Below are 16,576 nucleotides of genomic sequence, written 5' to 3'. Positions count from 1 at the left end.
GAAGGAGAAAAAATGAATCTTATTGATAAAAAAACAAAAATTATTGCAACAATTGGACCCTCAACACAAGATTATGAATTGATAAAAAAAATTATAAAAGCAGGTGTTAGCACAATAAGAGCTAATTTTTCGCATGGTTCACATGAAGAACATAAAGCTAAATTTGATAATGCCAAAAGAGCATCAGAAGAATTAAATATTCCTATTTCAATATTATTAGACACTAAAGGACCAGAAATCAGAGTTGGACAAATTGAAAATGGTTCAGTACAAATCCAAGCAAATAGCATTGTAAAAATTTTAACTGATAATGACTCATATTTAAATTTTCAAGGTAATTCAGATACTTTAACTGTATCATACCAAATGGATCAAGATCTTAAAATTGGTGATCATGTTTTATTTGATGATGGAAAATTAACTTCAGAAGTTATAGAAATTCAACCTGGGATAATTTATATTAAAACCATTAATTCACACATTTTAAAATCAAACAAAAGAATAAATTTACCAGGTGTTGAATTTTCTTTACCTTTTTTATCAGAAAAAGATAAAAATGATGTTTTATTTGGGATTGAAAACAAAGTAGATTACATTGCTGCATCTTTTGTTAATTCAGCTAACAATGTTTATGAATTAAGAGATCTTTTGGATACAAATGGTGGTAAAAATATTCAAATTATTTCTAAAATTGAATCTCGTATAGGTATTGAAAAAATTGATGAAATAATAGAAGCATCAGATGGTGTTATGATAGCAAGGGGTGACCTTGGTCTTGAAATTCCTTTTCAAGATGTTCCTTACTACGAAAAACTAATAATTAGAAAATGTAGATCATTAGGAAAACCTGTTATTGTAGCAACACAAATGCTTGATTCAATGGAAAATTCACCACATCCTACAAGAGCTGAGGTAACAGATGTTTATTTAGCGGTTGAATTAGGTTCTGACTCTACTATGCTTTCAGGAGAATCTGCTCAAGGTAAATTCCCATTAGAATCTGTTGAAGTTATGGCAACAATTAGCAAAAGAGCTGAAAAAGAATTTTATAACAAATTATTTTATTCTATCCAATTGGCTAATGTAGCAAAAAAATCTACTGGGGAAAGAGCTAGAATTGCACATAAAATCGCTTTTTTAACAATGAATGATTATTATCGTTTTACAGTTGTTTTATCTAGAACTGGAAGACTACTTAAAAAAGTTGCGATGTTTAGACCTAACACAGCAATTATAGGTATTATTAATGATATAGAACTAATTGGTTCTTTTGGTATTACATCATCAGTTTTTGTTTCCAAAGATTCAATTGATTTATTTTCTAAAATTAAACAAAACCCACATTATGCAAAAAATGCATTAATTCCTTTTGGTGCTAAACCTGGAGATAAATTTTTAATTGTAGAAAATGAAAAAATAATTAAAGGAACTTTTTAAAAAAGTAAAATGCATTCTAACTTATTTAAAATAACAATTTTAATTCCTTGTTTTAACAAAGAAAATTTTTTGCCTAAATTATTTAACTCTTTGTTAAAACAAGTTGATCAAAAATTTAACATTATTTTTTTAGATGATAATTCTACTGACAAAACATTAGAACTTTTAAATGAATTTAAACAAAATAATTTAAATAAAAATATAAAAATTATTAATTTAGGAAAACAAATAGGAATAGCAAATGCTAGAAATCTTTTAATTAATAATTGTGAAAGTGAATATTTTTATTTTCTTGATCCAGATGATTTTATTTATCCAAAAACTATTAGTTATTTTAATGAAGTTATTAATAAAGAAGAAAAAGATTTAGTATTATCCAATTTTTCACTTTATTTTAGAAAAATAAAGCTATTTAATTTTTTACAAGCAAAATGAGTTAAAATTCCTTTCAATAATAATCAGAAAATACAAATACAATATATGCTTAAAAATTTAAGTTTTGTTTGAAATATTTTAATAAATAAAAAATTTTGAATTAAAAGTGGTTTGTCTTTTTTAAAAGGTTATATTTTTGAAGATATATCTATAACTAGTCCGCTAATTTTAAAATCAAACAAAATATTTTACACAAACAAAAAAACTTATGCATACTTACTAGCTAATCCAAAAAGCTTAATGACTAGTTTTAACTCTTTTAAAATTTTATCAATAGCTAAAAATCTTGAACACTTATATAGAAATTTAAAAAGATCTAATCTGCTTCAAACTTTTAATGAAACCAAAATAGAAGAACGATTTTTAAAACATTTATTATATTTTGATTTTTTATTTAAATGAAAAATAAGAAAATTTAAAAAAGATTGAAAAAATTATAAAGAAAATTTAAAAGAATTTTATTATGTTATGGAAAAATACGAAATTGAAAATAAAATGATGATCTATTCTAAAAAATCTATATTTAATAAAATATTTTTAAATAAATATTTAAAAATAAAAAAAATGATTCAAAATTAAAAAAAACAAAAAAACAAAACTATATTATTTGTAAAAATAAGTGATAGTTTTGTTTTTTTTGTTTTGAATTATAAATTTAAAATTAAAAAATAAATTTATTAATTTTTTTAGAAAATAAAATATAAATAGTTAAAGGGACAATAAGAGATATTAATGCACCTGCTGATTGAATATTTACAAAATTAGAACCTAAAGATTTTTGACCTAAATTTCTAAATCAAATAGATATTGTTTGTTCTTCATTGTTAGATAATAAAAAACTAGGTCATAAATAACTATTTCACATTGAAATTGTACTAAAAATTATAGTTAACAAAATCAATCCTTTAATTTCTTTTCAAATTAAAAAATAAAATTTTTCAATTAATTTTAAATTATCTATTTTTCCATAAATATTAACTTTTTCTTTACTTTTTTCTAATACAGATATTAAATTAAATAAAAGAAAAATAGAAAATATAGAATTAGTCGAAAGGTTAAATCATGTCAAAACATTCATTATTTTTAAAGATGATATCACCATTTTAAGTGCTAAAAATATACTAAATTCAGGTATTAAACTTACTATTATTAAAATAATATAAAATATTTTTTTTATATATTTATTTAAATACAAAAAACCTCAAGCAAACAATGTGTAGGTAAATACTCTAACTATAATTAAACAAATAATCGCACCAAAAGAAACTGCTAATGCATTTCAAAAAAATGCATCTTTTAAAAATGAAAAATTTTTAAAATTTCATTCTTTTAATAATACTGAAAAATCTCCATTATTAATGGAAGTATTACTTTTTAAAGATAAAACAATTAAATAATATAAAGGAAACAAAAGAACTAATATTAAAAAAATTATTAAAAGGTTTTTAATAATTTCTAAAAATATTTTTTTATATACATACATACTTAGATTCCTTTATTTTATTTATTTTTAAATATAATATTTTAATTATTCAATAAAACAATATAGATATTACAATAATTAAAAATAAATATAAAATTACTATAATGCTTGCTGCAAAAGCTTTGTTGTAGTCAAAATATATAGAATTATCAAGAGGATTTAGTAAATTTAAAATATAACTTGAAAAAGTATGACCATTTATTTTTAAAATATCTGCTTCATTTTCCAAAAGTATTCCAGGATAAATTAAAAAAGTGAAAGTTATATTACTATACAAAAGTATAAAAAACATTTTTTTGTTTTCTAAAAAATATAAATAAATAAATTTATCTTTAAACTTTAGTTTATCCAAACCAATTTGTTTGTTATATTTATTATCTAAAAAGGCGAAAATAAAACTTAAAAAAACAATATTAAATGAAAGACTTTTTCAAACTGTAAAAAATAAAAGATAGAATTTAAAAACTCAAACATTTTTATTGTTTATAACATTATATTCAATGTTAAACATTTTAAAAAAAACATTTTTTTCACCAAAAAGTAATGTGAAAGATATTCCTATTGCAAATATAGAAATAAAAAATTGTGAATAAATAATGTTAATAAATATTTTTTTGAAAATTTTAGAAAGCAACGAATTTAATAAAAATGCAAAAATCAAAGAAATTAAAATACTTATTGGCAATCCTAAAAAAAATAAAAAATTGGAATTATTAAAAGCTATTCAAAAATCTTTATCTTTTAAAACTAAAGAAAAATTTTTAATACCAAAAATAAAATTTGTTTCCTTGTATTCATTATCAGGAAAAATAAATGCGTTTTTTAAACTAAAATAAAATGGATAAATATAAAATAAAATTATAAAAATGATAAAGGGCAAAATAAATAAAATTGACATTAAATGTTTTTTATGTATTTTTTTCATATCTAATTCCTTCTTTGTTAAAAAAGAGAAAATCTTTTTTATTTAAATAAACTTTTACTCTATCATTAACATTAAAATTATTTTTTGACATTGATTTTCATGTTATTTCAAAAGTTGGATTATAAATTGTATAAAGAAAATTATTTCCTAAATATTTTTTATTTTTTATTATAAAATCACCTGAAGAATCAAGATTTATAAAAATTTTGTCTTCTCTTATATATACATCATGAGAATCGCATTTTTTAATTAATACGATACTAGGATTACTAAAAAAATTAGCTGCAAAAAGATTAAAAGGTTTTTCGAAAATTTTTTGTGGCTCATCATATTGTATAATTTGGCCTTTATTTATTAAAAGTATTTTATCACTAATCTTTAAAGCATCATTTTGATCATGAGTCACCATAACAATAGATAAGTCAAAATCTTCCTTAATCTTTTTTAATAATTTTAATGTCTTTTCTTTTATTTGAACATCTAAAGCTGAAAATGGTTCATCTAATAATAATAAAATATTTTTTTTGATTAATGCTTTAGCAATTGCAACTCTTTGTTTTTGCCCACCTGAAATATTTTTGGCTTTTTTATTTAAAATATTTTGAATTTCTAATTTTTTAGCAATTATTTTTAATTCATCATTAAAAAAAGATTTTAATTTTTGTTGCTTTAAAAAGACAAAAATATTTTTCAATGTTTTTAATTTTAAACTAACTAAAATTTTTAATTTTAGCAATATTAATTTTGCTTTATATTCTGAAATACTATTATTGTATTTTTTTAATATTTTTTTTATTTTATCACTATTTGAAATATTGTTTTCTTGTAAAAAATTATTATAAAAATTCAAGTATTTTTCTTTTTTTCATTTGAAGGAATTTTTAGCACTTAAATAAATATTTGTTGAAACCTTAGCTTCTTCATACAATGCATGATTCTGTAAAATATAACCAATTTCATGAGTTTTTAAATTGTTTTTTAATTTTATTGATGAAGTATCATCTATATTAATTTGAGATATTAAATTTAAAAGTGTTGTTTTACCTGCTCCTGAAGGACCAACAATTGAAATTCATTTTTTTTCTTTTATCTCTAATTTTTTTATATTTAATATATTTTCTTTATCATATTTAAATAATAAATTATTTATTTCAATTAAATTATCTTTTTTCATTATTAAAAACAAAAAAATCCCAAATATTGACTTGGAATTTTTTTAAAATTATTTTTTTGTTGCTTCAGCCAATTGCGCATTTACTTCAGCGACAAAATTATTTTCTTTTTTCTCAATTCCTTCACCAACTTCATAACGCACAACAGACACAATAGACGAATTTTTACTTTCAAGATATTTCTTAACTTTAAAAGATGAATCTACAACAAATTCTTGAAGTTCTAAAACAAATTTAGATAATTCTTTTTCAATTTTCCCTTGTATCATCATAGATTTAATATTTTCAGGTTTTTTGCTATCCTTCTCTGATTTATTTAACTCATTAGTAAATTCTTGTTTTAATTTTTCATATTCATCTTTTGGATAATCAGTTACAAACGTATATTCAGGATTCATTGCTGAAATATGCATTGAAATATTTTTTGCAACTTCTTCATCTTTACCATTTAGTATAACAATTGAAGCGATTCTTCCATTTGTATGAACATAGGTTCCGGCAACTTGAGTCATTGGGTTATAATTAAATTTATTTGCTCTTCTAAATACAATTTTTTCACCAATTGTAGCTGTTGCTATAGTTGTTAGTTCCTCAACTGTAACACCTTCTTCGTTTTTGAGTTTGAGTGCTTCATCATTAGTTGTGAAATCATTTTCTAGTAAAATATTTGAAATTTTTGTAACTAAATTAACAAATTGTGCATTTTTAGCAACAAAATCAGTTTCAGAATTAATTTCTAAAATAACAACACTTTTTTCATTTTTCGCAATTGAAACAAGACCTTCTGCAGCTATTCTGCCTGCTTTTTTCGCTGCTTTAACTTTCCCATTATTTTGCAATCAATCAATAGCTTTATCAATATTTCATCCAGAACTTTCTAATGCTTTTTTACACTCTATAAATGGAGCATCAGTTCTTTCTCTAAGTTCTTTAATTAAAGACATTGTATTCACTTTTTCCACATTTACCTCCTTTATTATTTTTATTGTTCAACAACTTCTTTTTTCTCTTTTTGATTATTTTCTTTGTTTTTATATTTATTTGTGTTATTTTTTTCAAAATTTGGTTTTTCACCTGAGTTATTTACAAAAGAATTAGTTTTTTCTTTATTTGCATCTTCTGGTAAAACAATTTTTTCATCTGGTTGATATGCAAATAATGGAACACCTTTTTTAGCGCTAACAATAGCATCAGCTAAAATAGTAATAATTAATGTAATAGATTTAACTGAATTGTCATTTGCTGGAATTCCTAAATCTACCATATCAGGATCAGCATCTGTGTTTAAAATACTAATAATTTTAACTTTCTTTTTACGCGCTTCTTTTACAGCTATTTCATCTAATTTTGGATCCACAACAATCATTACTTGTGGTAATTGTTTCATGTTTCTTATACCATTTAGATTTTTATGTAACTTATCTAACTCTTTTCTTTTTAATAAAGCTTCTACTTTAGTATATCCTGGGAAATTACTTTCAGCCATTTTTTCAAGATCACTCATATATCTTACTCTTGAAAAAATTGTTCTACTATTTGTTAGTGTACCACCTAATCATCTTTCAGAAACATAATCTGAATTAGTTCTTGCAGCTTGTGCTTCAACAACTTTTTTAGCTTGTTTTTTAGTTCCAACAAAAATAAATGATGCACCTTTTGAAGCATATTTATAAATTAATTTATATGCAAATTCTAATGCTTTTTGTGTCTTAGAAGTATCAATTATATGATTTCCCATTTTTTTAGTGTAAATAAATGGTTTCATTTTAGGATTTCATAAAGATGCTTTTCTCCCAAAATATGTACCTGCTTCTAATAATTTTTGTTTTGAAATAATTTCAACTTGTTTTTCATTTTCAACAACATTTTTTTTGTTGTTTTTTTTAATAATTTCTTTTTGTTCCATTAAGAACTCCTTTTTAGTTTGTTATTCTTCCTAAAACTTCAACTTGATTAGCACATTTTAATGCACACCCAACCAAATCCATTTTAGTGCTTTTTTAAAATTAAAAATATAAATAAAATAATATAAATTTTAACAAAAAATGCATTTTTTAAAAGCAAAATTTATTTTTTAAGCATTAAAAATAACAAAATGTTCATTTTTTGGAAGTCAATATTTATATCTTTTTTACTCAATAATAAAAAAATGTGCTTAAAAAATTTTCTTATTTATTTTAAACACATTTTTAAAAATATAACATTTTAAATTTTAATTTTTAAAAATTCTTCATTTCTTTTTTTAATATAATTTTTTCTTTCATTATTTATTAAAAATTTTTGCTGAATTTCGTTAAATTCTTTATCTTTACCTTTTTTTCTTCAACTTAAAAAACCTACATCATTATTTTCTAAAAAAATAATTTTGCCCTCAGTGTCAAAAGTAAAATAATTTTTATCAAAAAACCTATGAGCATCAGGCGATAAATTTAAAAAATTATCAATGCTTTTAATGGCGTTTGCATTTTTTTTATATTCTTCATTTTCTATATCACCATCAGTTTTGTGCAAAATTTTATACATTTTTTCTTTGTAAAACATAACTGGTACAATGTGAGATTTTTCAATTTCACTATACTCTAAATTAAAAATTTTTAAATTTTCATAATTTTTTTTAATTTCATTTGAAAAACTTCTTCTTAATTCTGCAATATTTTTATAAAGAAAAGTATTTCATTTTTTAATTTTCTTTAATTTAGACATAAGTTCATTTCATAACTTTTTTTTAAGAACATCTGAAATAGGTTTTTGAATTATTTCAAAAATTTCTTTCTCTCTTTCAGGAATAATATCAAAATAATTTTTTTTAAAATTAAAATCATTATAAATATAATTAAAAAATTCTTGCTGCTTTTCTGCAGTAGAAAAATCAATTAATAAATTTCTTTTTTCATTTATATAAGAAGCATTTAAAAAAGTAGAAAAACGATTGTTATTTTTATCAACCATCTCACAACTTTCGGGTTTATAATCGCATCCTCCAGGATTATTACCTTTAATTAATCCACCTACATTATTGATTGTACTTTTATATTTAGTGTTTAGTCATAAATTAAATTTACTAATTTCTGACTGTGAAAATTCATAAAGTTTATGAAATTTTTGTCCCTTTCTAGGAAATAATTTTTCACTCCCAATTCCAATAAATTCTAATAATTCTTTTCTTAATTTGAATAGATGTGTTTCTGATTTAAATCAACTTGGAGTGGTAGACAAATCAAAAAAAACTGTTTGAAATTCTCATTTTAAATCTAAAATAATACCGTTTTTATCAAAAATAAATTTTAGTTTTCCTTTATATTTTGCCGCATTTGTTTCTTCAAAATTATTACGTTGAAACTCTATTTCATCATAAAAATATTCACTATTTCAAAACATCATTTTTTACCTTATTTATTTTTGATGAATTTTGTAGAAAAATTACAATTTGTTCAAAAACTTTTTCTAGCATCTCAACTGGTATTGAATTTCCTGCGGTAAAAATCATTTTCTTTTCATCAATTAATTCAGAATCAAGAATTTTTTGTGCTTTTTTTTCATTAAAACCCATATATTTATAAGCTTCTATTGCATTCATAGTTCTGATTCTTTTTTTATCTTGAAAATAAAATTTTAATCTTGAATTTGCACCAGATGCAGTTAATGTAGGGCCTTTATTTATAGGTAAATAAATGTAATTTTCTGAATTAAAACGAGTGTAATTTTTTAATGTTAATTTTGTAATTCCATTTATGGTTGTTTTAAAATCATTTTCATTAATTTGTTTTAATAAAAAATCCCATTTTTGAAATTCATTTTCGTTATCATATTTTGGATTTAAAATATTTTCTAGTTGTTTGCTTCTCGTAACCTCTTTGGGTCAAATAAACTTTTGATTAGCAAGTGTTGAGATCATTATAACTCTTTCTCGATTTTGAGAAGAGCCATAGTTTTGAGAATTTAAAACTTTATAGTCTGAATTGTAACCTAAAGTTTTTAAAAAATTAATTCATTCATTAAATTCAGGAGCAAATTTTTTTTGAAGTAAGCTTTTTACATTTTCCATTACCAAAATTTTTGGTAAATTATCTAAATTATGTTCTAAAATTCTTTTAACTTCTCACAATAAACCACTTCTTGTTTCAAATTTTAGACCTTTTTGTTTACCTTGTTGTGATAAATCTTGACAAGGAAAAGAATAAGTAAAAATATCTATATTTTTAGGTAATTTTGTAACATTTTTAATGTTGCAAAATCGCTGCTCTCTCTCTCTCTCTCTCTCTCTCTCTTCCTTTATCTTGCAAACTTATTTGTGTTTCTGTTTTATTATTGAAAGAAATAAAATCTTTTAAATATGGAAATAATTGTCTTAATTTTTCTTCTTTTATTCTATAAAAATATTTCTCTAAAACAGCTTTTTTCGAATCTGTACTAAATGAAAATTGTGATAAAATATTCGCCATTTCTTCTTTCGTTTTTTTCTGCTCAGGTTCACGTTGTTTATTATGCATAATTTCATATGCAACTATAGCATCAATATATCACTCAATATAGCCAAGTGAAACTGGTTTAATATTTAATTTTTTAGAAATGTTTTTTAAAGCTTGGTATTGTGAACCAATCCCGGAAAAAGCTTCAAAAATTTTAATTGTTTTTAAATTATTTTGACTCATGTTTTTATTATATCGCGTTAATAAAAATGCATCGCTATATAAGCAATGCACTTTTATTATTTTAAATTTAAATCTTTATCTGTTGGTATTTTCAAAGTCGAACCAACATAGCTAAAAATTTCCGGATTTTGATTTATATATTCACCATTAATAATTTTAATAACAGAAGCAATAGTTTCGCTTAGGGATACATAAACACCTTTTTCTTTTGTAAATTCTTCAGTTGTAAAGAAATTTTGACTAAAAAAGTTTTCTAATTGAAGTGCTTTTTTAACAATAATTTTATTTTCATCATCAAGCTCGTCAAAACCTAGTATCAAAATAACATCTTCTAAATCTTTGTAGATTTTAAAAATCTTTTTAACTTCTAAAATAGCATTAAAATGTTTTTCACCAATAATATTTACATCCACTGAATTCGAAAAACTTTCAAGAGGATCAAATGCTGGAAAAATATTTTTAGCACTTTGCTCACGTGATAAAACCAATTTAGAATCAAGATAATTAAATACAGAAACTACAGAAGGGTCAGATAAATCATCCATAGGTAAAAACACAGTTTGAAAAGATGTTATTGAACCATTTTTGTTTTTAAATAATCTCTCTTGAACATTTGCGATATCGCTATCTAGAGTTGCTTGGTAACCACCTACAGATGGTTTTTTACCTAAAGATGCACTTACTTCATTTTTAGCTTGAACAAAACGATAAATATTATCAATAAATAGTAAAACATCTTTTTTCTCATAATCTCTTAAATATTCAGCAGCTGTTATTCCAATAGGAACAATTGACATTCTTGAACCAGCTGACTCATTCATTCTAGAAATGTACATTGAAGATGTTTTCATCAAATTTGATTTTTCTAGTTCATTAAAAAGTTCGATAGCTTCTCTACTTCTTTCACCAGAACCTATAAAAACATTATAAGTTTTATTTTGATCATATTTTTTATTAATATTAAAAATAATTTCTTTCATCAAAATAGTTTTACCAACTCCAGCCCCACCAAAAATACCAAGTTTATATCCAGAAACAATAGGGATGAAAAAATCAATTACTTTAATACCTGTTTCAATAATTTTTGGTTTTTCATCAACAATTCTTTCTTTGTTAATTGTTGAATTCATTTCCACATATTTAATATTATTATTACGGTTTGCTATAAGTGGTTTGCCACTAAAATTATAAATATTGTTAGTTGCATCTAAACCAACAGGTACAATTAAGGCTCTTTTTGTATCAATAACAATATCTGACATTTGAATATCTTGAATTTGACTAACAATAATAGCTCTTACAACATTTTTATTTAGTATTCTTTCAGCTATTAAAAAACTTTTGTTGTCATGTAATGTTAATACAGAATTTAATTTTGGTAATTCATTTTCTTTAAAATAAATTTCAATAACATCATTTTCTAATTTGATAATTTTTCCAGACATTATCTATCTCCTGTTAGTTTTAATATTTTATTTAATTCTTCAGAACTAAAATCAACAAATGAATTTTCATATTCTAATTCTCAATTCAAGTTAAGAGCATCACTATATTGTTTTAATGCATATGCAAAGAAATCACTTGTAATTTTTTCATCATAATTTTTACCTTCAAGAATTTTTTTAAAAGTATCATTAGCTATTTTATTATTATCAATTAAAACATTAATAAATTTCATTGCTTTTTCATGTTCTTTAATATTTTTTAATGTTTGTCATAAAATTAATTTTAAACTTAATAAAACAAAACGGCTAGAATAAAGAGAAAAACCTTTTTGATTAAAAAGTTTTTCAATCATTTTTCCCTTAAAAAAAAGTGATGATGTTTCTTTGTTTAATTCATAGTCTAAATTTGCTAATTTTAGATTTTTTTTATAAGAGTAATAAATTTTTCCAATTTCCCCAGAAACTTTTTTAATAGTATGATTTTGAACGCTTCCTCCTGTTCTTGAAACAGAAAATTCAATATCAATAGCTGGTAATTTATTAGAATTAAATAAATCACTATTTGTAACAATTTGACCATCTGTAATTGAAATAACGTTTGAAGCAATTAAACTTGTTATATCTCCATCAACTGTTTTAAGAATTGGTAAAGCTGTTATTGAATGTTTATTTTCAAATAAACCAGCTCTTTCTAATAAAGATGAATGAGCAAAGAAAACATCACTTGGCATTGCCTCTTTACCCACTGATTTGTTAGTTAAAAGTGCTATTTCACGAATAATATTTGCATGTTTAGTTAAATCATCAAAAACAATTAAGACATCATTATAATAAGCTAGATTTTCAGCATGAGCCATTGCAACATAAACTGAAAGATATTGTTCATATGCACTAGTTGAAGGCGCATCCACAATTATCACATTTTCTAAAACTTTATGATTTTCTAAAATGTGATAAAGTCTTGATAAATCTTCTTTCTTTTGACCAATAGCAACATAAATACATTTAACATTATTTTTAGCTGAATTAATTATAGTGTTTATTGCAATATGAGTTTTACCTGTTTGACGATCACCAATAATTAACTCTCTTTGTCCTTTACCAATAGGAATTAATAAGTCGATTGCAATGATACCTGTATATAATTGTTCTTTTAACATTTTTGTTCGCATTAATGGTGAATTTTGAAGAAAAATTTTACTTTTTTGATTTAAATAGTTTTCTGTAATATTTTGTTTTTTTGGAAAAATTTCTTGATTAAAAATATTGATAATTTTCCCAAAAAAATTTTTTGAAGTTATAACATCATCATTTTGTTTCATTTCTATAACTTCATCACCGATTGAAATTGAATTAAAATTTGACACATTAGTTAATAAGAATGCTTTATTTATTTCAGCATTTATTAATATCATTTTAATATCTGGTTTATTAGCGATGGTAAAATTCTGCCTTTGCCGAAAGTTATAATTTCCTGTAACTTCCACAATATAGTCGTGAATAGCTGTAACAATAAGTTTTTTTAATTGCATGTTTTAAAAAATTCCTCCAATAAATTTTAAAGCTATTAATATTATTCCTAATATCAAAATGAAAATTGAACTTGATAAAAAGGCAATATTTTTTTTGCTGGATATTTTTAGTGTTTTTACTTTAATCAAAGTAGTAATAAATAAAATAAAACTAACAATAATTAATAATATTCCTAAAAATAGTGAAAAAGTTTTTTTAGTAGTTTTATCTACAGTTAAAACTTGATGAGTAGTTTCATATACATCTTCAAAATTTAAATTTGCTGCCAAAATTTCTGGGTTTTTTTGTTCTAAATCAGATGATAATTTTAAAAAATTAGTTATTATTTGAAATTTTTTTGTTATCTTATTTAAGTTTTGTATATATTTGTCATACCAACTTAAAATATCAAAAGTTTTTCATGTTGTGTGTTTTTTTAAAATTTTAATATCTTTTTTTATATTACTAAAAAGTTCATTAATAATTTTAGGATCACCATTATTTTTTTTAAATAATTCTTGAATGTTAGTTTTAAAATCATATTTATCATCATTTATTAATTGTTCATAATAATTAATATCTTTTTCAAAACCAATTACTATTGTATTAAAAATATTAATTCCATCACTTTGATTATATTCAGTATTTTTTAAAGTATTTAAATATAATTCACTTCATTCGTTTTCAAAATTTTTTAAAACACTTTGTAAGTTTGTATTCTGTATTTTTTTTGAAAATTTATTAAAAAAATCTATTTTAATTTTTTCAAAACTCTTACCTTTTTTATTATCAAAATAATAAATATTATCCGCTGAATTAATTATAAAATTAAATAATTCATTTCTAACTACACCAGTAGGGATATTGGTAAATTTCATTTCTTTCCCTATATTTAAGCTATTATATAATTTTAAATATATTTCTTTAATAACTTCAATGCTTTTTTCATAAATTATTTGAAATTCTTTTGTTGCGTTTGTTTTAAAAATTTTTACTTTATAAATTCTATTATTGTCAGGTTTTTCAATTTCTGATATTTTAACATAGAATCACGCGGTTTCTTTGCCATCATCTTTATCAATATCTTCAATTTTAGTGACATCATATCTATATTTAGTTAATATTGGGTTATCAAAAAAGAAAAATTTTTCTGATTTATTTTCATCATTAGAATTTAAAAATTCAGTTCTTAGTTCATTAAAAGATTGAGTAATATATTTTGGTTTTATGTTAGGTGTTAAAATTCTTAGTCTTCTAGGATCGTTTATATTGGAAATATCAATCTTTTTATCATTTATTACATTGGGATTATCTGATAAAATGTTTTCAAAAGAAGGTTTTTCAAGATTGTCTTTTTTCTCTTCTTCTTTTTCCTCGGTTTGTTCTTCATTTTTATCATCAATAAAATTTTGTTTTAAATCAAATTCAACAAATCTACTTGAATATTTAGTTCTAAAATAATTTTCTAATGAACTATCATTTATGAAATTGGGAACAATACTACTTAATTGCTTTCCATCTTCTTGTGTGAGTGTTTTAAATTTTATAAATTCTTTGTTTGAAAAATTAGGGAAATCATTTTCATTAAATAAAATTTTAAAAAATTCACTACCTAATTGTTTGGCATAACGATTAAAAATTGTTGTTTTTTGTTCATCGGTGATTTCATTTTTAACATCTGATTCATTAATTTTATTTATACTATTAGAAAAATGTTTTAAATAATCATACTTTTCTGAATTATCATTTGAGTTGATAACATTTGTATATTCATTATCATCGATTTTTATTGTAATTTTATTAAATGATTTTTTTTCTAAAATATTATTGAAAAAAACTGTATTAAAACCAAATGAGTTTGGATCATCAGTAATAGCATTTTGATTTTGCTTTAAAAAAAGCAAAAGATTTTCTAAATAATAAATTTTAAATAAATTTTCTATTGTCAAAGATTCTGATGTTTCACTTATATTGTTTTTATATTTTTCAATTTGTTCTATTGCTGCTTTTATAGCATCATCAAACATCTTTTTAATATTGTTCTTATCTTCATCTTTTAGTTCAGCGCTTAATGTAACAAATGGCGTTAACATTGGAATTATAGATAAATATGAAAATTTTAATAAAATGTTTTTGGTTTTTCTTCTCATTTCTATATTTCCTTTTTAATTTTTAAAAAATTAACAACAGTTTCGAGATAAATATCTCTTTTTTTATTTTCTATTTCTATTGCTGTATTTATTGAATTATCAATTTTGTTAAACTTCAATAATTCCTTCAAATCTTGTTTTAATATTTTGATTTTATCATTTTTTTTACTATATTGTTTTTGTTGAAAATAAGAATTTTTTTTGTTTGTGCTAAAAATGTTAATGTTGTCATTTTCTTTAAAAATATCACATTTTTCAAGAAAAATATATTCTTCATTTTTTGTTGTAAAATCAATGATTTTAATAAACATATATTTAAAATTAGCGATGGATAAATCATTTAAATTAAATCATTTCAATTCTTCATCATTGTACAAATATAAAAAACTATTTCATTTAGTAATTTTTTCATTATTGGCAAAATAAATAGTAATTTTTGATAATTGTTTATCATTTTTTTTATTTTTCATTTTCACCTTCAAACATCAAATTGAATTTACTATTGTTTTTGGTTATTAAAGCAATTTCTTCAATTTCTTTTTCTTGTTTTATTTTTGCTATTTTTCTTTTGATTGTAAATATTTTTTGATCAATATCTTTTAAAACTTTATTAAATTTAACAAGATTGTTTTTTGCTTTATAAAACTTTGATTCAACAATCAAGGAATTCACAACATTTTCAATATAAGTATCAAGCGTATTATCCACGAAATTATTAACATTAGGGTAAATACTATATTTATCGATAGAATTTTTTAAAATGCTGTTGCTATCTAGATTGAATTTACTTATATCAAAATCATGAAGTGGTAAAATAGTAAAATAACTATTGTAATTTTTGTTTGAGTTTAAAATAAAATTTACTTTTTTATAATTGTTATTTAAATATAAAAATTTAATTGTTGTTGATAAAATAGTCGATATTTCTTCAACCTTAAGATCAAAAGTTTTTAAAATTTTTAAATTATTTTTTTGTAAAAAATTCTTAGCTGATTCATTAAGAGCTATAAAATCAATTTTTTTAGATTTAACATTATTTAAAATAATTTTTTCATAACGCGAATATGAATCAACTGAATATTCTTCTTTTTCTTTAAGGTAAATTCATAATTCTTTTTCTTTTTGGAATTTATTAAACAAAAAAGAATAAATATTTTTTTCTTTTTCAATTAAACTATTTTCAATGTTATATAAACTAGAAATTTGATTAATGATTTCCTTATTGTTGAATGCATTTCTAGCATAAAATTTTAATTGATTGTTTAATTTTGCTATTGTTACTAATAAAATATTTTTTTGGCTATTTGCTTTTAAAAAAATTTTTTCTAAATTTTCTTTTTTCTTAACTATGTTTTTTAAATGCAT

15 protein-coding genes are annotated in these 16,576 nt (G+C 21.8%); 2 read left to right on the top strand and 13 right to left on the bottom strand.

The annotated features are described in order from the left end of the window. Positions 1 to 12: 12 nt before the first annotated feature. Both pyk and EXC65_RS00775 read left to right on the top strand, forming a co-directional pair. The gene (gene pyk / locus EXC65_RS00780) at positions 13 to 1,437 is read left to right on the top strand and encodes a pyruvate kinase (protein WP_129719606.1); all 1,425 of its coding nucleotides are present in this window, start codon (positions 13 to 15) and stop codon (positions 1,435 to 1,437) included. 9 nt (positions 1,438 to 1,446) lie between these two features. Beyond that, positions 1,447 to 2,451 (top strand): glycosyltransferase family 2 protein, encoded by a 1,005-nt coding sequence (locus tag EXC65_RS00775; RefSeq protein WP_129719605.1) that lies wholly within the window; start codon positions 1,447 to 1,449, stop codon positions 2,449 to 2,451. Between the two features lie 82 nt (positions 2,452 to 2,533). Here the strand turns inward: EXC65_RS00775 and EXC65_RS00770 are convergent, their stop codons facing one another. The 13 genes from EXC65_RS00770 to EXC65_RS00715 all read right to left on the bottom strand — a co-directional run bounded on the left by EXC65_RS00770 (position 2,534) and on the right by EXC65_RS00715 (position 16,576). Beyond that, positions 2,534 to 3,355: an ABC transporter permease family protein gene (locus EXC65_RS00770; protein WP_129719604.1), complete on the bottom strand. Its 822-nt coding sequence runs from the start codon at positions 3,353 to 3,355 to the stop codon at positions 2,534 to 2,536. After that, positions 3,342 to 4,280, bottom strand: a complete 939-nt coding sequence (locus tag EXC65_RS00765; protein WP_129719603.1) for a sugar ABC transporter permease — start codon at positions 4,278 to 4,280, stop codon at positions 3,342 to 3,344. The genes EXC65_RS00770 and EXC65_RS00765 overlap by 14 nt, the downstream gene beginning before the upstream one ends. Then, positions 4,264 to 5,454, bottom strand: a complete 1,191-nt coding sequence (locus EXC65_RS00760; RefSeq protein ID WP_129719602.1) for an ATP-binding cassette domain-containing protein — start codon at positions 5,452 to 5,454, stop codon at positions 4,264 to 4,266. Before EXC65_RS00760 ends, EXC65_RS00765 begins: the two co-directional genes overlap by 17 nt. A gap of 48 nt (positions 5,455 to 5,502) precedes the next feature. After that, the gene (tsf, locus tag EXC65_RS00755) at positions 5,503 to 6,414 is read right to left on the bottom strand and encodes a translation elongation factor Ts (protein WP_232018820.1); all 912 of its coding nucleotides are present in this window, start codon (positions 6,412 to 6,414) and stop codon (positions 5,503 to 5,505) included. Positions 6,415 to 6,434: 20 nt separating this feature from the next. Beyond that, a complete protein-coding gene (gene rpsB / locus EXC65_RS00750; RefSeq protein WP_129719601.1) occupies positions 6,435 to 7,358 on the bottom strand; it encodes a 30S ribosomal protein S2 in 924 nt (307 codons plus the stop codon). A 299-nt stretch (positions 7,359 to 7,657) separates the two neighbouring features. Beyond that, positions 7,658 to 8,833 (bottom strand): MAG4270 family putative restriction endonuclease, encoded by a 1,176-nt coding sequence (locus EXC65_RS00745; RefSeq protein WP_129719600.1) that lies wholly within the window; start codon positions 8,831 to 8,833, stop codon positions 7,658 to 7,660. Beyond that, the gene (gene dcm / locus EXC65_RS04545; protein ID WP_232018843.1) at positions 8,817 to 9,641 is read right to left on the bottom strand and encodes a DNA (cytosine-5-)-methyltransferase; all 825 of its coding nucleotides are present in this window, start codon (positions 9,639 to 9,641) and stop codon (positions 8,817 to 8,819) included. Before dcm ends, EXC65_RS00745 begins: the two co-directional genes overlap by 17 nt. 31 nt (positions 9,642 to 9,672) lie before the next feature. Beyond that, complete coding sequence (dcm_N, locus tag EXC65_RS04540) at positions 9,673 to 10,104, bottom strand: DNA (cytosine-5-)-methyltransferase N-terminal subunit (RefSeq protein WP_232018819.1); 432 nt, start codon at positions 10,102 to 10,104, stop codon at positions 9,673 to 9,675. Positions 10,105 to 10,160: 56 nt separating this feature from the next. Next, positions 10,161 to 11,549: an MSC_0618 family F1-like ATPase beta subunit gene (locus tag EXC65_RS00735; protein WP_129719599.1), complete on the bottom strand. Its 1,389-nt coding sequence runs from the start codon at positions 11,547 to 11,549 to the stop codon at positions 10,161 to 10,163. Next, positions 11,549 to 13,081 carry an MSC_0619 family F1-like ATPase alpha subunit gene (locus EXC65_RS00730; protein ID WP_129719598.1) on the bottom strand — a complete coding sequence of 511 codons (1,533 nt, stop codon included), beginning with the start codon at positions 13,079 to 13,081 and terminating at the stop codon, positions 11,549 to 11,551. The genes EXC65_RS00735 and EXC65_RS00730 overlap by 1 nt, the downstream gene beginning before the upstream one ends. 3 nt (positions 13,082 to 13,084) lie before the next feature. Then, complete coding sequence (locus tag EXC65_RS00725; RefSeq protein WP_129719597.1) at positions 13,085 to 15,211, bottom strand: MSC_0620 family F1-like ATPase-associated subunit; 2,127 nt, start codon at positions 15,209 to 15,211, stop codon at positions 13,085 to 13,087. Positions 15,212 to 15,213: 2 nt separating this feature from the next. Then, positions 15,214 to 15,681 (bottom strand): MSC_0621 family F1-like ATPase epsilon subunit, encoded by a 468-nt coding sequence (locus EXC65_RS00720; protein WP_129719596.1) that lies wholly within the window; start codon positions 15,679 to 15,681, stop codon positions 15,214 to 15,216. Continuing rightward, positions 15,671 to 16,576 carry an MSC_0622 family F1-like ATPase gamma subunit gene (locus EXC65_RS00715; RefSeq protein ID WP_129719595.1) on the bottom strand — a complete coding sequence of 302 codons (906 nt, stop codon included), beginning with the start codon at positions 16,574 to 16,576 and terminating at the stop codon, positions 15,671 to 15,673. The genes EXC65_RS00720 and EXC65_RS00715 overlap by 11 nt, the downstream gene beginning before the upstream one ends.

This window comes from Mesomycoplasma neurolyticum (assembly GCF_900660485.1).
Taxonomy (GTDB): Bacteria; Bacillota_I; Bacilli_A; order Mycoplasmatales; family Metamycoplasmataceae; genus Mesomycoplasma_A; species Mesomycoplasma_A neurolyticum.
This window is presented reverse-complemented; position numbering and strand designations above follow the sequence as displayed.